Here is an 18,121-nt window from a genome sequence, read left to right as displayed (position 1 = left end):
TGCTTTTTCCTCAATGGCGCTGTTCTTGCTTCCCCGTGGCTGGAGGAAACACCATGAACACGACAGCCACCAGCCTCGACACCCCTTGCGGGAGCATCCCGGTCCATGGCCCGGTGGAGCGCTTCCCCGACGGCGGGCCACGCTCCTGCACGCCCTGCGGCCCGGCCGCCCTGGCCACACGTTTCGGAACGCTCGTCCCGCAGCACAGCACCGACGACCTGCGCCGCCGCACCGTACAGGCCCTGACCTTTCATCCGGGCGGCCTGCCCCGCTGTCTGCCGCTTGAGCAGCCCACGCGCATCGAGACCCCGGCCGGGGTCATTGATGCGGAACTGCTCACCTTCCACCCGGACGGGTCGCTCCGCAGGGCCTTTCCGCTGAACGGCAAGCTCTCCGGCTACTGGACCGAGGCGGACGAGGGCGCGCTGGCCAAGACGATGGAGGTGTCCACACCGCTGGGACGGCTGACGGCAAAGATCATCAGCCTGTGCTTCCACCCGTGCGGCACGCTGGCCAGCATCACGCTATGGCCGGGAGAGGAAGTGGCGCTCCCCACCCCGGCGGGAACGCTCGCGGCGCGCGTGGGCATGGCCTTCCGGCCGGACGGGAGCCTGCGCTCCATCGAGCCCGCGCGGCCCCAGGCCGTGCCTACGCCCGCAGGGAGCATCATGGCCTACGACCTGGACGCGGTGGGCATTTGCGGGGACGCCAATTCCCTTTGTTTCGCCCCGGACGGACGCGTGGAGGGCGTGACCACCAGCCTGACGCGAGTGCTGGCGCGGCGCGATGACGGAAGCGAGCAGGTGTTTGCGCCAGGCACGCGGGAAAGCCTGTGCGGCGATGCGGAGCGCGAAAGCGCGCCCATGCGCCTGGAGTTCGCGCCGGGGGTGGCGCGCATCCGCAACGGCGAGCGCGCGCCCTGGGTCCGGCTGGAGCTCTCGCGGGTGCGCCTGCGTGCGGAACCCGCGCTGACGGGCTTTGCCCTCGGGCCGGGTGCGGGGCTGGCGCGGGCGTCCTGCGGGATATAGCGCCGCGGGCGTCTACGGCTGGCCGGAGTTCAGCCAGGCCAGGGCTTCCTGCTCGTCGAAAAAGAGCCGAAAGTCACGACCGTTGTTCTGCATCAGGTGCTCGAAAAAGCGCGCGCTGACATGATGCTCGGGCAGGTCCAGGCAGGCGGTGCGGCGCCCCCCCGGTTCGGCCGGATACGTGCGCAGCATGAAGTCGAAGATTTCGGGAATGCTCTCCCGCCCGGTAACGGCGCGCGTGTCCAGCAGCACACGGTTGATGCCCTTGGCCTGCGTCAGCCCCGCGATGCGTTGGTACTGTCCTTTCCCGGCTTCGGCGGAAAGCTTGCCCGACAACGTGACGCGCACCCAGCCTCGCTCCTCGCGCAGCCGGATTTCCAAGGCCATTCCCATGACATAACCCCTCTTTTTACCCGAACGCTTCCCGGCTTTGTCCAGTATTCTCCCCCGGCGTTCCCGTCAAGATTTTCTATGCCAAAACGCTATCCAATGCACGAATCCGATACCCGCTTTCATTTCCCGCCCCTAAAGCCCAGGCAGAAATCGACCGATAACAGACTGCATATACCTGTCGGAGTACCCCGACACACAGCACGGCCAAGGACATCCAATGAGCACACCAATCGAAGGTCTCGGCACGCTGGCGTTCTCCTCCTCCGCCGCCGCTGGCGGCTCCGGCGTCAACACGCGGCTGTCGTCTGCGGGCGCATCAACGCAGACCACCACGGGAGGCGACACGGCGACCATTTCCCGCGAAGGCCTGCGGGCCTGGGTGCGCAGCCAGTACGAGGAAAACTCCGCCAAGACCGCTGCCGCCGCCAAGACACAAATCAGCTGGGAGTCGCTGTTCAACCTCTCCAGCGGCACAACCGTGCTCAAAAACGGCAATAAGCAGGTGACCAGCATTGAAAACGGCGAGCTGTCCGTCATGGAGTATGACGGCGACAGGCTCGTGCGCAAGGAGACCGGGGTCATCAAGGGCGGCACGCTCACCAAGGACATCGAGTATTACGACGAGAACGGCCGCATCGCCCAGTCGGTCCATTCCGAGCTGAGCGGCCTGGACATGAGCGGAGGCACCACAAACGCCGTGCTGACGCGCTCGGCCAATTGGTATTCCAACGGCGAACTTGTGCGGGAGTATTCGGACAGCCTGAGCCTCGACATGGAATCGCTCTCCGCGGACGACCTGAATCCCGATGTGGACAGCGCGCAGGACATGGCCGGACTGGCCTCCGCCCTGACCCGCGAGAACGCCGCCACCCAGTTCACGGCGCAGCTGCGCCAGTATTCCGGCGGCAAGCTGGTCACGGACGCCTTTGTGCGGCAGGACACCAGCATGGAGCTGGAGACCAACCGCGGGCCCTCGGCGGTGGACGGCCTTGCGGCCTGGACGACCCAGGCGCTTTCGGGCGAAAACTCGTTCAGCGCCAGCATCACCAACTATGACCACAACGGCAAGGTGCTGCGCGCGGCCTCCTTCACGGAGGAGATCGGCGAAGACGGGGAGAAGACGCAGCGTGCGTCCACCACGTGGTACAACAATGGCGAGCTGGTGAAAAAAACCGAAGGGGTCTTCGAGGGCAAGGTTCCGGACGGACACGGACTGAACGCCGAGCTGTTCCTGGAGAATCTGGGAATCAAGCAGGAGGACTACGCCACCGCCTCGCCGCAGACGGCCGGAGAGCTGCTCGCCGCGACCTACGGCGAGTCGGCGCAATCGCCAGAATTCTTCCTGGAGGACCTGGAAGGAAACAACGGCCAAGGCGTCTTCGGCAGCCTGCGCAACCTCAAATCCTTCCAGAACCAGTCCGATCCCTACTCCCTCAGCTGGACGGACGAGACCTACAAAGACGGGAAGCTCGCCTCGCGCCAGGTGGACACCCAGGGCGCGGAGGAAAACCCGGACGCCCGCTTCCTCCATTTCGCCGTGGGCGCGGGCCTCACCGAGGACGAGTCGCCCAGGCTGCTGCGCCAGGCCAGCCACACCGACGAGGCCTATGACGAACACGGCGAGATGACCGCCAGCGCCACCATCGACCGCTCGGAAGAAGTGGTGGAAGACGAGCGCGGGGTGTACCACCTCTGGACGCGCTCCGAGGGCACAAGCGAAGGAAACGCAGGCGACGCCCACGTCATCGTGCGCGAGGAGCGTGCCCTTGCCGCCCTCGACACGGAGGCCGACAAGGCTTCGCAATCCTTCGACGCCGCGGCCGACCTCACCCTGGGCGACCTGCGCGCGCTCTTCAAGACCCTGGACGACCCCGGCGAAGGCACACAGGAAGCGCGCGGCATGGGACTGGCGTAACCCGGCCGCGAACGGACGCCCTCGCGACGGCGATCGCATAATGCCGCCGCGAGGAGATGCGCCCGTTCAGCAGCCGCAGGCGGGCTTGGGATCCAGGGGCTCCGCCCCGCCGCCCTTGTAGGGCGAGATCGTGCGCAAGGTCTCGATGATGCCCGGCACGCTTTGGACCACATGGTCCACTTCGGCCTCGGTGGTATAGCGCGAGAGCGAAAAGCGGATGGAGCCGTGGGCATACGTGAAGGGCACGCCCATGGCGCGCAGCACGTGCGAGGGCTCCAGACTGCCGCTGGTGCAGGCCGAGCCCGAACTGGCCGCGATGCCCAACTGGTCGAGCAGCAGCAGAATGGCCTCCCCTTCCACATACTTGAAGCTGATGTTGGACGTGTTGGGCAGACGCTCCAGCTTGTGGCCGTTCAGCCTGCTGTCCGGCACGGCGGCAAGCAGCGCGTTCTCCAGCCTGTCGCGCAGGGCGCGCACCTGCGTGTTCTCCAGCGGCAAATGCGCCTTGGCCGCCCGGGCCGCCGCGCCAAGGGCGATGATGCCGGTGGTGTTCTCCGTGCCTGCCCTGCGGCCGCGCTCCTGGTGCCCCCCGATAAGAAACGGCCGGTAGGGCAGCCTGCGCCGCACGTACAGCGCGCCCACGCCCTTGGGCGCGTGCAGCTTGTGGCCGGAAAGCGACAGCATGTCCACGTCCAGCTCCGCCAGGTTGATGGGCACCTTGCCCACGGCCTGCACCGCGTCCGTATGCGAGATGACGCCCCTGCTCCTGGCCAGCCGCGCTATCTCCGGCACGGGGAACAGCACGCCGGTCTCGTTGTTGGCCCACATGACGCTGATGACGGCGGTGTCCGGGGTGAGGCTCTCCTCCACCTCCTTCATGTCCAGCCGCCCTTCGGCATCCACGCCCAGATAGGTGACGCGGTAGCCCTGGGCGCGCTCCAGGTGCTTGCACAGGGAGAGCACCGCCGGGTGCTCCACCCGCGTGGTCACGATGTGCCGTTTGTCCGGCTGGGCGGCAAGGGCCGAGCGGAGGGCCGTGTTGTCGGACTCCGTGCCGCAGGAGGTGAAGATGAGCTCGTCCGGGCCGCAGCCCAGCAAATCCGCCAAACTTTCCCGGGCCTGAACCATGTCCTTGCCCACCTGGCCGCCAAAGCTGTGCATGGAGGACGGGTTGCCGTAGCACTCGGAAAAAAACGGCAGCATGGCGTCCAGCACTTCCGGGGCCACGCGCGTGGTGGCGTTGTTGTCCATGTAGACCACTTGCTGTGCCATGCTACACCTCCCGCACCTGGATTTCCGGGTCCACCTTCTCGCGCAGGATGGCCTCCACCACGCCGTGAACCGTGGCCTGGCTGGACGGACAGCCCACGCAGCGCCCGCGCAGCGATACCGAGACCACCGCCCCCTCGATGTCGGCAAGCTCCACATCGCCGCCATCAAGCTGCAGCCTGGGCCGGATCTCCTTCTCCAGCACCTCCTCAACCAGGCGCATCCGCTGGATGTTGGAGAGCCGCTTCGGCGCAGGCGCCGCCGTGGGCGCGGCCTGGCCCCTGGCCTGGGCGATGAGCTCCGCGATCTTCTCGTGGCACTTGGCGCAGCCGCCGCCCGCCTTGGTGTAGTAGGTCACGTCCTCAACGGTCTTCAGGTCGTTCTCGCGCACGGCCTCCAGAATCTGCTGGTCGGTGACGCCGAAACACTCGCACACCACCTCGCCCTCGGAGTGCTCCTGGCTCGCCACCTTCTCGCCGCGCCAGCTCTTTATGGCCGCCTCAAGAGCCTCCTGCCCCATGACCGAGCAGTGCATCTTTTCCTTGGGCAGGCCGCCCAAGGCGGCGGCAATGTCCTTGTTCGATATTTTGAGCGCCTCGTCCACGGTCTTGCCCTTCACCAGCTCAGTCAGGGCGGAGCTGGAGGCGATGGCGCTGGCGCAGCCAAATGTTTGGAAGCTGGCGTCCTTGATGACGCCGTCCTCGATCTTCAAAAAGAGCTTCAGCGCGTCTCCGCAGGCAATGGACCCAACCTCGCCCACTGCGCTGGCGTCCTGCATCTCCCCGACGTTCTTCGGGTTCAGGAAGTGCTCCTTCACCTTGTCCGTGTACTCCCACATGGCCGTCTCCACTCTCGTCGATTGCGCAGGCCGAACGCCCGACGCTACCGGCATAGATACACACGCGCGCGCAAGGCGCAAGGGCTTCGCATTAAACTTTATCAAAATAGTCGGAATTCTTCCGCCGCGTCACGGCCATGGACACAAGGCGGACGGCGCGCCCGCTCCGCAACCCCGGATGCTAGCAAAAGACGCAAACGCCCCTGCGACGCGCTGTCCGGGTTCTGCCCGGCGCGGGGGCGCTTGGCCCCCGGACGCGGGGAGGCTAGCCTTCCAGCAGGGTGGTGCGGCCGTCTTCGACGAAAAACTGTATGGAGTAGTCGTGCTTGAGCGTGGCGACCAGGGAGTCCATGCTGTGTTCGCCCAGGTCGGAAATGCGCACATAGGCGATGCGGTGGTCCGGCGAGGTCGGTTCGTGGGAAGTGAACACGCTGCCGAAGCGGATGCCCTCGGTGCGCAGGCGCTGCAGCAGGGCGGTGAGGGGGCCGGGCTTGGCGTCCAGGCGCACGGCGAGTTGCGGCCCGCCGCGTTGCACGCCCGAGGCGGAGCACAGGAAGCGCAGCACGTCGGCCACGGTGATGATGCCCACCAGACGGGAGGCCGCATCGACCACGGGCAGGCCGCCGAACTTGTGGCGTTGCAGGAGGTTGGCCACCAGATCCACGGGCGTGACCGGCGAGACGGTCATGGGTTCGGCGGTCATGATGTCCGCTGCGCGCAGGCTGCCCAGGCTGCCGCCTCCGGCGGAGTCGCCGGGGAGATATTTGGAGGGCATGGCGTCGCGTATGTCCCGGTCGGAGACGATGCCCACCAGCGCGCCTTTGTCATCGATGACCGGAAACTGCCGCACCTTCTTGGTGCGCATGATTTCGGCCGCGTCCACGACGGTGGTCTTGAGCCCCAGCGTGATGACGTTCTTGGTCATCCAGTCGCGTACGAGCATAGGCGGCTGCCTCCTGGCGTTTATTCGGTAAGGGGCACAATACCTGTCCGGTCGGAAATGTCAAAGGGCGGCTAGGGTTCGGTTTTTCGCCGGGCCTCTGTGCGGTGCCAAGCCCAGGCCGTGGCGATGATGTCCCGAATGTCCGGGAAGGCGGGCCGAAAGCCCAGCATGGCGCGCGCCTTGGTGGCGTCGCCCACCAGCCGGGGCGAGTCGCCGGCCCTGCGGGGGGCGGTGCGCACCGGAATGTCCACACCGGTCACGGCGCGCGCGGCCTCGATGACCTGGCGCACGGAATGGCCTTGGCCGTTGCCAAGGTTCACGGGGCCGGACTGTCCGCCGCGTTCGAGGTGGGCAAGGGCGCTCACGTGGGCCTCGGCCAGATCCTGCACATGGATGTAGTCGCGGATGGCGGTGCCGTCCGGCGTGGGGTAGTCGGTCCCGAAGAGTTCCAGCTCGCCGCGCAGGCCCAGAGCGGCCTGGAGCAGCAGCGGGATGAGGTGGGTCTCGGGCTCGTGGCGCTCGCCCAGTTCGCCTTCCGGGTCGGCCCCGGCGGCGTTGAAGTAGCGCAGGGCCACGTAGTCCAGTTCGCCGTTGGCGGCCATGTCGGCCATGGCCTGCTCCATCATGCGCTTGGTCCAGGCGTAGGGAGAGAGAGGCCCCAGGGGGTGGTCCTCGGTCAGCAGCCCCTCGAAGGGAGGGCCATACACCGAGCAGGAGGACGAGAACACCAGACGGCGCACGCCGTGGCGGCGCATGGCCGCGAGCAGGGCCAGGGCGCCGCCCATATTGTTCTGGTAGTAGCGCAGGGGCTGGCGCACGCTTTCGCCCACCTGGCTGGCTGCGGCAAAATGCAGCACAGCCTCGACGCGGCGGCCCTCGAAGGCTTGGTCAAGGGCGGCCGGGTCCAGCAAGTCGCCCACCAGCAAGTCTCCGTAGCGCGCCAAGTCCCTGTGGCCGGTGGAGAGGTTGTCCAGGACGACCACGTTGCGCCCCATGGCCGCGAGACGTTTTGCCGTGTGCGAGCCGATGTATCCGGCCCCGCCGGTGACGAGAATTGTGCTCATGATTCAAGGCTAGCAGGAGTGCGCGGCGCATGGCAAGGGCGCTTTGGCCGATCGCTGGCGCGAGGCGCAAAAAAGGGGCGCCCCGTGGGGCGCCCCGAATGGACGGTGAGGCTGGTCGAATCGATTACATGCCGGCGCCGGAAGCGGCCTTCTGCATCTTGACTTCGACCTTCTCGGTGAGGCCAGCGTAGTACTTCTTGAGGATGACGAGGCATTCCTCACGACCGAAGTGGTCGGGCACGGCGCCGCCCTCGGAGAGGATCTTGCGCAGCTTGGTGCCGGAGAGGATGACGCGGTCTTCCTTGGTGTGCGGGCAGGTGCGCATGGAGGCCATGCCGTCGCACTTTGTGCAGTAGAAGGTCCAGTCGATCTTCAGGGGCTCGGTCAGCAGAACCTTGCCAGGATCAACGGCGCACTTGGCCTCGGGGGTGGCGTAGGGGATCCGGTCGAAGATCTCCTGGGCCTCAAACATGCCGTAGAAGTCGCCCACGCCGGCGTGGTCGCGGCCGACGATGAGCTTGTTCATGCCGTAGTTCTGGCGGAACAGGGCGTGCAGCAGGGCCTCGCGAGGACCGGCGTAGCGCATGTCGAGGGGGTAGCCGGCCTGGATGACGTTCTTCTTCACGAAGTAGTGCTCGACCAGGGTGTTGATGGCGTCGACGCGGACTTCAGCCGGGATGTCGCCGGGCTTCAGCGCGCCCACCAGGGAGTGGATGACCACGCCGTCGCACACTTCGACGCCGATCTTGCACAGGTACTCGTGGGAGCGGTGCATGGGGTTGCGCAGCTGCAGGGCGGCCACGTTCTTCCAGCCGCGCTCGTCCATCTCGGCGCGCAGCTGAGCGGGGCTCTTGTACACGCCGGGGAACTTCTGGGGGAAGTCGCCCTCGGAGAGGACCTTCACCGGGCCGGCCAGGCAGAACTTCTTGCGGGCGAGAACCATCTGCACGCCCGGGTGATCTTTGATGGCGGTGCCCATGAAGTCGGTCTGGGAGTCGGCGCCTTCGCCCTTGTAGACCGTCTCACATTCCCACTTCTTCTCGTCCTCGGAAAGCTCGAACTTCTCGGAGACCTTGATGGTGGCCATGGTGACGCCGTTGCGCACCAGGGCGACCTCGTCGCCGGCGTTGACGGAGGCGTCGTCGGTGGCGAGCATGATGGGGATGGGCCAGAAGGTGCCGTCGGTGAGGGTCATCTTGTCGCAGACGCTCTTCCAGTCGGCCTTGCCCATGAAGCCGGTCAGCGGGCTGAAGCCGCCGATGCCCATCATGATCAGGTCACCCTTCTCCTGAGAGGAGATTTCGATCTTCTTCAGACCCTCGGCCTTCTTCTGTTCAGCGGCGAGCGCGGCGCCTTCCAGCAAGCAGCAGACAAGGCCTTTTCCGCCATGAGGGGGGACGAGTTTCGATGCCATCTCCGTTTCTCCTTGAAAATAACCAGGTTAATGGGTTTGTTCCTCTGCCGAAACCGTGGCCCCGTGACGGCGCGCAACGACGCCTGGGGCTCTAGGGGTCTTGTCCTTGGCCGCGGCCAGCTGTCGGCTGGCGGCCCGGTGCGGCGAACCGCAGATCATCGACATTGAACGCGAACGTACTATGCGCTGATTGTGAAAGTTGTGTCAAGAGCATTTTCTCAAGACCGACGCAAAGCCCTTCTTCGTAGGCGACCTATGGGCTGGACAGAGCATTTTGTCGAGAGTTGCCGGGGATTCCTAAAAAATGCTTGCGAAACCTGGACGAGGTGGACTAAGCAGGAACATGCTACGGCAAAAATGACGGCTTGCGAATGCTCGCGAAACGCCGGTTTCGTTTCTCCGCGCTTTTTTTCCCGGAAATCTCCTGGATTTGCGCGGCGTGAGCGAAAAGTCTCGCCCCGATTTCCGGGGAAAGCGCTGCGATGGGGTGTCACCCTTGTTCAAAAATTCACTTTCACCTTGACACCCCTTTGCAGGCCGGGTAATCGTCTGTTTTCACAAGACCGTGCCCATTTCGAGCACGTAGTTGGCTGTGGATCGTGTCGGTAACTGCTTTAATTTAAACCTGTTAGGAGGAAGTGTTATGCCGACCTTTGTCAATCCGGAAAAATGCGACGGCTGCAAGGGTGGCGAGAAGACCGCCTGCATGTACATTTGCCCGAACGACCTGATGATCCTGGATCCCGAGGCCATGAAGGCCTACAACCAGGAGCCTGACGCGTGCTGGGAATGTTACTCTTGCGTGAAAATCTGCCCCCAGGGCGCCATTGAAGCCCGCCCCTACGCCGACTTCGCCCCCATGGGTGGCACCTCCATCCCCATGCGTTCGGCCGAAGACATCATGTGGACCGTCAAGTTCCGCAACGGCTCCGTGAAGCGTTTCAAGTTCCCCATCCGCACCACCCCTGAAGGCTCCATCGACCCGTTCGGCGGCAAGCCCGAGGGCGGCAGCCTGGACGACGAGCTGCTCTTCACCGAGACCGCTCTGGCCCTGCCCGAGAGCCCGATCATGAAGAAGTTCGAGCTCGCCGACTCCGACAAGAGCCAGTGCTGGCTCGACGCCGTCTGCGACTAGCTTCGACGGCGGACATCCGCTTGATTTGAGTTGCAAGGGTTTTCAATCAATCAACTCCAGAGAGAGCATACGGAGGTAGCTATGCCTCAGATTCCCGCTAAAGAAGTCGTCAAAGGCGTGCCCCTGGCTGAGCCGACCATCGTCGAGAAGCATGTTGACGTTCTCATGGTCGGTGGCGGCATGGGCAACTGCGGCGCCGCGTTTGAAGCCTGCCGCTGGGCCGACAAGGTCGGCGGCATTTCCGTGATGCTGGTCGACAAGGCCTCCCTCGAGCGTTCCGGCGCCGTGGCCCAGGGTCTGTCCGCCATCAACACCTACATCGGCAAAGAGCAGAAGAGCGACGACTACGTCCGCATGGTCCGCACCGACCTCATGGGTCTGGTCCGCGAAGACCTGATCTTCGACCTCGGCCGTCACGTCGACGACTCCGTCCACCTGTTCGAGGAGTGGGGCCTGCCCGTCTGGATCAAGAAGGACGGCCACAACCTCGACGGCGCCCAGGCCAAGGCCCAGGGCTTCTCCCTGCGCAACGGCGACGCCCCCGTGCGTTCCGGCCGCTGGCAGATCATGATCAACGGCGAGTCGTACAAGGTCATCGTGGCCGAGGCCGCGAAAAAGGCCCTGGGCGACGACCGCTACCTGGAGCGCGTCTTCATCGTGAAGCTGCTCCTGGACGCCAACACCCCCAACCGCATCGCCGGCGCCGTTGGCTTCAGCACCCGCGAGAACAAGGTGTACGTCTTCACCTGCAACGCCTGCCTCGTGGCGTGCGGCGGCGCGGTGAACGTGTTCCGCCCCCGCTCCACCGGTGAGGGCATGGGCCGCGCCTGGTACCCCGTGTGGAACGCCGGTTCCACCTACACCATGTGTGCTCAGGTCGGCGCCGAGATGACCATGATGGAAAACCGCTTCGTGCCCGCCCGCTTCAAGGACGGTTACGGCCCGGTCGGCGCTTGGTTCCTGCTCTTCAAGGCCAAGGCCACCAACTACAAGGGCGAAGACTACTGCGCCACCAACCGCGCCATGCTCAAGCCCTACGAGGATCGTGGCTACGCCAAGGGTCACGTCATTCCGACCTGCCTGCGCAACCACATGATGCTGCGTGAAATGCGTGAAGGCCGCGGTCCCATCTTCATGGACACCAAGACCGCCCTGCTCACCACCATCAACAACGACTTCAAGAGCCCCCTGTGGAAGCACCTGGAGTCCGAGGCTTGGGAAGACTTCCTCGACATGTGCGTCGGCATGGCCAACCTCTGGGCCTGCACCAACTGCGCTCCCGAGGATCGCGGCTCCGAGATCATGCCCACCGAGCCGTACCTGCTCGGTTCCCACTCCGGCTGCTGCGGCATCTGGGTTTCCGGTCCGGACGAGGCCTGGGTTCCCGAGGAGTACAAAGTCCGCGCCAGCAACGGCAAGGTCTACAACCGCATGACCACCGTCGAAGGTCTCTGGACCTGCGCTGACGGCGTTGGCGCTTCCGGCCACAAGTTCTCCTCCGGCTCCCACGCTGAAGGCCGCATCGCCGGCAAGCAGATGGTCCGCTGGGTCGTGGATCACAAGGACTTCAAGCCCACCCTGGCTGTGAAGGCCGCCGACCTCGCCAAGGAGATCTACCAGCCCTGGTACACCTACGAGCAGTTCAAGGGTGCTTCCACCGCTCCGGAGATCAACCCCAACTACATCACCCCGCGCAACTTCATGATGCGCCTGATCAAGTGCTCGGACGAGTACGGCGGAGGCTGCGCCACCCTGTACATGACCTCCGGCGCTCTCTTGAAGACCGCCTTCTGGCTCATGGGCATGCTCGAGGAGGACAGCAAGAAGCTGGCCGCCCGCGACCTGCACGAGCTTATGCGCTGCTGGGAGCAGTTCCACCGTCTGTGGACCGTGCGCCTGCACCTGCAGCACATCGAGTTCCGCGAAGAGACCCGCTACCCCGGCTTCTACTATCGCGGCGACTGCATGGGCCTGGACGACAGCAAGTGGAAGTGCTTCGTGAACTCGAAGTACGACCCGGCCAAGAAAGAAGTGAAGATCTTCAAGAAGCCTTACATCCAGATCATCCCTGACGCCCAGTAAGGGATAGACCGTTGACATCGGCGGCTGCGGGCCACAAGCCCGCAGCCGCCACACTTCCCAGGCGGGGAAGTGGTCTGAACCCGTGCTGGAACGTCCGTTGCAGTCCGGGTTCGGGCCATTTTCACGGCTGGGGCAATTTCCGCCAGCATGGGGGCGACGCCATGCGCGGGCCCGCGGAAGGGGCGCTCACGGGGCTTGCCCCAAGCGGGCACGGGGAAATCCCACGCCGAGGCAGATGAGCCCATCGGCCCAGAACGGCGAATACAGTCGGCCTGGCACACAACAGAGGGAGGACAGCGAATGTCGAACAACAGTATTCTCGTCGTCGGCGGCGGATTCGCCGGGATCACCGCCGCCCTCGAGGCCGCGGAAGTCGGCCACGAGGTCTACATCGTCGAGACGAATCCATATCTCGGCGGACGGGTGGCGCAGCTCAACCAATATTTCCCAAAGCTCTGCCCGCCCTCCTGCGGCCTGGAGATCCAGTTCCAGCGCATCAAGAACAACCCCAGGGTGAAGTTCTTCACCATGGCCGATGTGGTCAGCGTTGCAGGCGGCCCCGGCGCCTTTGACGTGAAGATCAAGATCCGCCCGCGCTATGTGAACACCAACTGCACCATGTGCGGCGAGTGCGAGAAGGCCGCAACCACCACCGTCAAGAGCGAGTTCGACTTCGGCATCTGCGAGCGCAAGACCGCCTACCGCACGCACCTGTTCGCCTTCCCGCAGCGCTACGTGGTGGACGCCGCCGCCTGCGCACCCGGCGAAATGGACGCCATCAAGGCCGCCTGCCCCTACGGCGCGGTTGAGCCAGCCGACGCCGAGAAGACCCTGGACCTGCAGGTGGGCGCCATCGTCTGGGCCACCGGCTGGAAGCCCTACGACATGGAGAAGCTCACCAATCTGGGCGGCGGCAAGCTCAAGAACGTGGTGTCGAACATGCAGTTCGAGCGCCTGGCCGCTCCCAACGGCCCCACGTCGGGCAAGATCCTGCGCCCCGGCGACGGCCGCGAGCCCAAGCGCATCGCCTTTGTGCAGTGCGCCGGCTCCCGCGACGAAAACCACCTGAACTACTGCTCCTACATCTGCTGCATGGCCTCCCTCAAGCACGTCACCTACATCCGCGAGAAGAACCCGGACGCGCGCGTCACCATCTACTACATCGACCTGCGCACCCCGGGCCGCTATGACAACTTCAAGCAGAAGGTGGAGGCCGACGACAAGCTGTCGCTGGTCAAGGGCAAGGTGGCCAAGATCGTGGAGGACGAAGGGCTGAACCCCATCGTCACCGTGGAGGACGCGGTCACCGGCATCAAAAGCGAGGAGAAGTACGACCTCGTGGTGCTGGCCACCGGAATGCAGCCCAGCTGTGCCGGGACCAAGCTTCCCGTTCAGGTCCCTGTTGACGAAGACGGCTTCATCACCGGCGGGGAAGACAAGGGGATTATCGCCGCCGGGTGCGCCAAGCTGCCCCTGGACGTGATGAAGACCGCCCAGACCGGGACCGGCGCCGCCATGAAAGCCATTCAAACCATGGTGGGGAGGTAACTCATGGCTGAAAAGCTTGGAGTGTATATCTGTGAAGGCTGCGACATCGGCACGTCCCTCAACGTGGACGAGCTGGTGGACTACGCGAAGAAAGGCAAGCTGGCCAACATCTGCCCCGTGGTGAAGAAGAGCGGCGTGCTCTGCAGCCCCGAGGGCAAGGCCGAGATCGAGGCCGACATCGCCGCCAACGGGCTGGACGGCGTGGTGCTCTGCGCCTGTTCGCCGCGCGTCAAATGGGACATCTTCAACTTCGGCCCGGCCGTGCAGGTGGAGCGCGTGAACCTGCGCGAGCACTGCGTGTGGAGCTACCAGGAAGACCCCAAGGTCCCGAACCAGCTCCCGCTCATCGCCAAGGACTACGTGCGCATGGGCATGATGAAGCTCTCCAAGAGCCGCATCCCCGCGCCCGAGGTCCCCGAGACCTTCCAGACCATCATGGTGCTTGGCGGCGGCTTCACCGGCCTCACCGCCGCCATCGAGGCCGCCAAGCTCGGCCGCGAGGTGGTCCTGGTGGAGAAGGCCGGCGTGCTCGGCGGCAAGGCCGCGACCATGTACAAGTCCTTCCCGCTCTCCGCGCCGTACACCCAGACCGAGGACACCGGCATCGGCGCGCTCATCGACGCCGTGACCGCCAGCCCCAAGATCAAGGTTCTGCTGAACGCCGAGCTCGTTTCCCTTGAGGGCGCGCCCGGCCTGTACACCGCCACGCTGAACGCAGGCGGCGAGCAGAAGCTTGAGATCGGCGCCGTGGTGCTGGCCACCGGCTGGGTGGCGGGCGACAAGAACTACCTGGCCCCCATGGGCTACGGCTCGATCAAGAATGTGGTCACCGCCGCGGAGTTCGAGGCCATGGTCAAGGCGGGCGAGATCAAGCGCCCCAGCGACGGCAAGGCCCCGGCCTCGGTCGCCATCCTGACCGATGTGTCCCTGTGCACCGCCGCCGCTCCAGCCGAGGAGCCCTGCGCCGAGGGCGAAGCCGCTCCGGCCGAGGCCGCCCCCGCCGAAGGCGAGGCCGAAGCCCCGGCGTACCCCTCCAAGGAGAGCGCCAAGCACCTGGCCTACAGCTCCGAGCTCACCAGCCTGGTGGCCCTGAAGCACGCCCGCTACGTGCGCGAGAAGCTGCCGCAGGCCATGGCCTACGTGCTCTACGACCACATGATGGTGCCCGGCATCAACGAGCGCTACTACAAGGCCGCGCAGGACGAGGCCGGGGTGATGCTCTCCAAGGCCAGCATCACCGGCGTCAGCGCCGACTCCGACGGCGGCGTGCTCGTCCGGGCCAAGGACACGCTCCTGGGCGCGGACATCGAGCTCAAGGCCGACCTTGTGGTGCTGCCCACCGCCGTGGTGCCCGTCACCGCGCACGAGGCGACCATGAACTTCCAGTACCGGCAGGGCCCCGGCTTCCCGGATCTGGATCTGTTCGACGGCTTCGCGGACTCGAACTATATCTGCTTCCCCTACGAGACCCGCCGCACCGGCGTGTACGCGGCCGGCTGCGTGCGCCAGCCCATGACCATGGCCACCGCCCGCGAGGACGCGGCCGGAGCCGTGCTCAAGGCCGTGCAGTGCATCGGCTCCGCCAACCGCGGCATGGCCGTGCACCCCAGAAGCGGCGACATGAGCTTCCCGGTATTCAACTTCCAGCGCTGCACCCAGTGCAAGCGCTGCACCGAGGAATGCCCCTTCGGCGCGCTGGACGACGACGAAAAGGGAACGCCGAAGCCGAATCCGACGCGCTGCCGCCGCTGCGGCACCTGCATGGGCGCCTGCCCCGAGCGCGTCATCAGCTTCGACAACTACAACATCGACCAGATCGGCTCCACCATCAAGGAAGTCTACGTTCCGGACGACATGGTGGCGGGCGGCCCGCGCGTCATTGTGCTGGCCTGCGAGAACGACGCCTACCCCGCCCTCGACATGGCGGCCTTCCGCGGCAAGAGCTGGAGCCCGTTCGTGCGGTTCATCCCCGTGCGTTGCCTGGGCTCGGTCAACGCCATCTGGATCGCCGACGCCATGAGCAAGGGCATCGACGGCGTGATCATGCTGGGCTGCAAGTACGGTCCGGACTACCAGTGCCACTTCGTCAAAGGCTCCGAGCTGTGCAGCCGCCGCAAGGTCAACATCGCCGAGTCGCTGGGCCGCCTGGGCGTGGAGTCCGAGCGCGTGGAGCAGTACGAGATCTCCATCGACGAATACGACAAGGTGCCGGGGATCATCGAGCGCTTCATGACCGAAGTCATCACCAAGTTCGGGCCCAACCCGTTCAAGGGCTACTAGGAGGTTTGGAACCATGTCGAACACCGTCAGGGTTCAACCGGACCTGAAATTCATTCAGGAACTGCAGCAGGTGGGCGGCGAGTCGCTCAAGAAGTGCTACCAGTGCGCCACCTGCTCCGTGGCGTGCCCCCTTTCCCCGGCCGACGACCCCTATCCCCGCAAGGAGATGGTCTGGGCGCAGTGGGGCTTGAAGGACCGCCTGTTAAACGACATCGACATTTGGCTGTGCCACAACTGCGGCACCTGTTCCGACCTGTGCCCGCGCGGAGCCAAGCCGGGCGACCTGCTGGCCGCCCTGCGCAACATGGCCTACCGCAACCTGGCCAAACCCAGCATCATCGGCACGTGGATGAGCTCCAGCAAGTACCTGCCCATCCTCTTCGCCATTCCGGCCCTCATCTACCTGGCCATCTGGTCCATCATGGCCGGAAAGCTGGGCACGGCCTTCCCGCTCTTCGTGGTGGACGGCCATGAGCTCAAGGTCGCGGCCGAGGGCGCCATCATCTACGGCGGCCTCTTCCCCGGCGACTACACCATCGACCCCATCTTCGGGGCCGTGTTCCTGTTCATGGTCTTCGCCTTCGCGGGCGGCATCTCCAACCTGCTCAAGAGCTTCAAGTCCACGCCCAAAACCTACATTGTCGGCCGCGGGCCGGAGCCCAGCTTCCTGTCCTGCCTCATCGACACCCTCAAGAACGAGGTGGCGCTGCACAGCCGCTTCGTGAACTGCGGCGAGGACGAAAAGGACAAGGAACGCGTCAAAGGCCACCTCTTTGTCTTCTACGCCTTCATCGCGCTGATGATCGTCACCGGCGTCGTGGCCTTCGGCCACTGGTTCGGCGCGTGGTTCCTGCAACACATCCTGGGGCTTGAGGGCGGGCTCGCCGGGCTCATCGCCTGGGCCGGACACACCCCCATGCCCCTGTGGAGCCCGGTGAAGCTTCTGGCCAACGCGGGCGCCGTGGCCCTGGTCATCGGCCTCACCAAGCTCACCAGCCGTCGCAGCGCGCTGGACGCCTCAAAAAGCGTCAGCAACTGGTACGACTGGTACCTCATCGCCGTCATCTGGGGCATCGCCATCACCGGCATCGGTTCCGAGATCTTCCGCCTCATCGGCCAGAAGATGCTCGCCTACCCCACCTACTACCTGCACCTGGTCTTCGTGTTCATGCTGCTGGCTTACCTGCCCTGGTCCAAGCTCGGGCACGTGGTCTACCGTACTGTGGCCCTGGCCTACGCCCGCAAGATCGGCCGCCTGCCCATGGGCGCGCGGAACTAGACGGCGCAAGGTAAGCGAAACGAACCGAACAACAGGTTTCCCGATCATAAGGAGGAAATCCCATGGCTGAAGCGAAAGTTTTCCCCATGAACACCTTCGTGTCCTGCTTGAAGGGCGCGTCCGCCGCCGATGCGGCCACCATTGAACTGCTGTCCTTCCTCACCCAGGGCGAGGTGGACGCCGAGTTCGCCCCCATCGCCGCGGCGCTGTCCAAGGCCTGGATCTACGAGCAGGAGCCCCAGCTGGCCAAGGCCGCTGCTGGCGACGTGGCCGCCCTTGGCGAAAAGGTCGCCGTCAAGCCCCTGCCCGATGCCGCCCTGGCCCAGGCGCAGGCCATTCTGTCCCAGATGGCCGAACTGCGCGCCCAGAACGCCACCCTCTCCGCCCAGGTGGAGAAGCTTACCGCCGACGCCGCCGCCAAGGGCGACGAGGTCAAGGCCCTCAAGGCCAAGCTGAAGCCCCTTGAGGAACAGGCCGCACAGGGCGACGTGAAGCTGCAGGTGTCCAACTCCAAAATGGACGAGCACATCAAGAAGCTTGAGCAGCTCATGGAAGAAGTGGCCAAGGTCAAGGCTCAGGGCGTTGTGGTGGCCGGCGTCGCCGGCGGCGCCGCAGCCGCTGGCGCCGATGCCGGGGCCGCCGCTTCCGGCGATGCCTCGGGCGCGCCCAGCGTGGGCGGCGAGCCCGAAGCCGATTTCGGCCTGGGCTCCAACCCCTTCGCCGACGCCAACTGGTAGACCGACACCACCGTCCCAGACCCTTCAAGCCCCCGGCCGCACACCACGGTCGGGGGCTTTTTGATGTGGCGGTTCAGGGCCCCTGTCCCCACGCACGAGGCGTGACGCCCCCCCGCTGACGCCCCTCCCCATTGGCCCAGGTCTGCGATGCCCAAGCGGGTATCGTAACCAACGCCAAGAGCACGCGCCTTGTCACGCA

At 65.3% G+C, this 18,121-nt stretch carries 14 protein-coding genes; 8 read left to right on the top strand and 6 right to left on the bottom strand.

All coding sequences use genetic code 11. The features are described 5' to 3' along the window. Nucleotides 1-53 precede the first annotated feature (53 nt). Nucleotides 54-1,028, top strand: a complete 975-nt coding sequence (locus CHB73_RS08785) for a hypothetical protein (RefSeq protein WP_089274169.1) — start codon at nucleotides 54-56, stop codon at nucleotides 1,026-1,028. 12 nt (nucleotides 1,029-1,040) lie between these two features. On the opposite strand, the gene CHB73_RS08780 is transcribed toward CHB73_RS08785, so the two are convergent. Next, on the bottom strand, nucleotides 1,041-1,412 hold the full coding sequence (locus CHB73_RS08780; protein WP_143337345.1) for a hypothetical protein: 372 nt from the start codon (nucleotides 1,410-1,412) through the stop codon (nucleotides 1,041-1,043). Between the two features lie 223 nt (nucleotides 1,413-1,635). Here CHB73_RS08780 and CHB73_RS08775 point away from each other — a divergent pair, with 223 nt between their 5' ends. Further along, nucleotides 1,636-3,333, top strand: coding sequence for a hypothetical protein (locus tag CHB73_RS08775; protein ID WP_089274167.1), 1,698 nt, complete (start codon nucleotides 1,636-1,638; stop codon nucleotides 3,331-3,333). Nucleotides 3,334-3,399: 66 nt separating this feature from the next. Here the strand turns inward: CHB73_RS08775 and nifS are convergent, their stop codons facing one another. The 5 genes from nifS to sat form a co-directional block, all read right to left on the bottom strand. Continuing rightward, the gene (nifS, locus tag CHB73_RS08770) at nucleotides 3,400-4,605 is read right to left on the bottom strand and encodes a cysteine desulfurase NifS (protein ID WP_089274166.1); all 1,206 of its coding nucleotides are present in this window, start codon (nucleotides 4,603-4,605) and stop codon (nucleotides 3,400-3,402) included. Between the two features lies 1 nt (nucleotide 4,606). Next, complete coding sequence (nifU, locus tag CHB73_RS08765; RefSeq protein WP_089274165.1) at nucleotides 4,607-5,440, bottom strand: Fe-S cluster assembly protein NifU; 834 nt, start codon at nucleotides 5,438-5,440, stop codon at nucleotides 4,607-4,609. A 265-nt stretch (nucleotides 5,441-5,705) separates the two neighbouring features. Continuing rightward, entirely contained in the window at nucleotides 5,706-6,383 is a 678-nt protein-coding gene (locus tag CHB73_RS08760; RefSeq protein WP_089274164.1) for a CBS domain-containing protein, read from the bottom strand. 71 nt (nucleotides 6,384-6,454) lie between these two features. Then, nucleotides 6,455-7,447 (bottom strand): UDP-glucose 4-epimerase GalE, encoded by a 993-nt coding sequence (gene galE, locus CHB73_RS08755; protein ID WP_089274163.1) that lies wholly within the window; start codon nucleotides 7,445-7,447, stop codon nucleotides 6,455-6,457. 124 nt (nucleotides 7,448-7,571) lie between these two features. Continuing rightward, complete coding sequence (sat, locus tag CHB73_RS08750) at nucleotides 7,572-8,861, bottom strand: sulfate adenylyltransferase (protein ID WP_089274162.1); 1,290 nt, start codon at nucleotides 8,859-8,861, stop codon at nucleotides 7,572-7,574. Between the two features lie 643 nt (nucleotides 8,862-9,504). On the opposite strand from sat, the gene aprB reads away from it, so the two are divergent. The 6 genes from aprB (at nucleotide 9,505) to CHB73_RS08720 (ending at nucleotide 17,922) form a co-directional block, all read left to right on the top strand. Further along, entirely contained in the window at nucleotides 9,505-9,996 is a 492-nt protein-coding gene (gene aprB, locus CHB73_RS08745; RefSeq protein WP_089274161.1) for an adenylyl-sulfate reductase subunit beta, read from the top strand. An 81-nt stretch (nucleotides 9,997-10,077) separates the two neighbouring features. After that, entirely contained in the window at nucleotides 10,078-12,078 is a 2,001-nt protein-coding gene (aprA, locus tag CHB73_RS08740; protein ID WP_089274160.1) for an adenylyl-sulfate reductase subunit alpha, read from the top strand. 300 nt (nucleotides 12,079-12,378) lie between these two features. Then, nucleotides 12,379-13,626 (top strand): CoB--CoM heterodisulfide reductase iron-sulfur subunit A family protein, encoded by a 1,248-nt coding sequence (locus CHB73_RS08735; protein WP_089274159.1) that lies wholly within the window; start codon nucleotides 12,379-12,381, stop codon nucleotides 13,624-13,626. Nucleotides 13,627-13,629: 3 nt separating this feature from the next. Next, a complete protein-coding gene (locus tag CHB73_RS08730; RefSeq protein ID WP_089274158.1) occupies nucleotides 13,630-15,906 on the top strand; it encodes a hydrogenase iron-sulfur subunit in 2,277 nt (758 codons plus the stop codon). Nucleotides 15,907-15,919: 13 nt separating this feature from the next. Then, complete coding sequence (qmoC, locus tag CHB73_RS08725) at nucleotides 15,920-17,185, top strand: quinone-interacting membrane-bound oxidoreductase complex subunit QmoC (protein WP_089274157.1); 1,266 nt, start codon at nucleotides 15,920-15,922, stop codon at nucleotides 17,183-17,185. A 62-nt stretch (nucleotides 17,186-17,247) separates the two neighbouring features. Then, a complete protein-coding gene (locus CHB73_RS08720) occupies nucleotides 17,248-17,922 on the top strand; it encodes a hypothetical protein (RefSeq protein ID WP_089274156.1) in 675 nt (224 codons plus the stop codon). The last annotated feature ends 199 nt before the right edge of the window (nucleotides 17,923-18,121 follow it).

Source organism: Humidesulfovibrio mexicanus (assembly GCF_900188225.1).
Lineage (GTDB): Bacteria > Desulfobacterota > Desulfovibrionia > Desulfovibrionales > Desulfovibrionaceae > Humidesulfovibrio > Humidesulfovibrio mexicanus.
The sequence above is the reverse complement of the archived record's forward strand: the minus strand, read 5'-3'. Positions and strand labels throughout refer to the sequence as shown.

Excerpts from the sequence above, each read along its gene's own strand:
- aprB (WP_089274161.1), top strand. The coding sequence starts at position 9,505 with ATGCCGACCTTTGTCAATCCGGAAAAATGCGACGGCTGCAAGGGTGGC.
- CHB73_RS08760 (WP_089274164.1), bottom strand. The coding sequence starts at position 6,383 with ATGCTCGTACGCGACTGGATGACCAAGAACGTCATCACGCTGGGGCTC.
- nifU (WP_089274165.1), bottom strand. The coding sequence starts at position 5,440 with ATGTGGGAGTACACGGACAAGGTGAAGGAGCACTTCCTGAACCCGAAG.
- CHB73_RS08735 (WP_089274159.1), top strand. The coding sequence starts at position 12,379 with ATGTCGAACAACAGTATTCTCGTCGTCGGCGGCGGATTCGCCGGGATC.
- aprA (WP_089274160.1), top strand. The coding sequence starts at position 10,078 with ATGCCTCAGATTCCCGCTAAAGAAGTCGTCAAAGGCGTGCCCCTGGCT.
- CHB73_RS08780 (WP_143337345.1), bottom strand. The coding sequence starts at position 1,412 with ATGGCCTTGGAAATCCGGCTGCGCGAGGAGCGAGGCTGGGTGCGCGTC.
- CHB73_RS08730 (WP_089274158.1), top strand. The coding sequence starts at position 13,630 with ATGGCTGAAAAGCTTGGAGTGTATATCTGTGAAGGCTGCGACATCGGC.
- nifS (WP_089274166.1), bottom strand. The coding sequence starts at position 4,605 with ATGGCACAGCAAGTGGTCTACATGGACAACAACGCCACCACGCGCGTG.
- CHB73_RS08785 (WP_089274169.1), top strand. The coding sequence starts at position 54 with ATGAACACGACAGCCACCAGCCTCGACACCCCTTGCGGGAGCATCCCG.
- sat (WP_089274162.1), bottom strand. The coding sequence starts at position 8,861 with ATGGCATCGAAACTCGTCCCCCCTCATGGCGGAAAAGGCCTTGTCTGC.
- CHB73_RS08720 (WP_089274156.1), top strand. The coding sequence starts at position 17,248 with ATGGCTGAAGCGAAAGTTTTCCCCATGAACACCTTCGTGTCCTGCTTG.
- galE (WP_089274163.1), bottom strand. The coding sequence starts at position 7,447 with ATGAGCACAATTCTCGTCACCGGCGGGGCCGGATACATCGGCTCGCAC.
- CHB73_RS08775 (WP_089274167.1), top strand. The coding sequence starts at position 1,636 with ATGAGCACACCAATCGAAGGTCTCGGCACGCTGGCGTTCTCCTCCTCC.
- qmoC (WP_089274157.1), top strand. The coding sequence starts at position 15,920 with ATGTCGAACACCGTCAGGGTTCAACCGGACCTGAAATTCATTCAGGAA.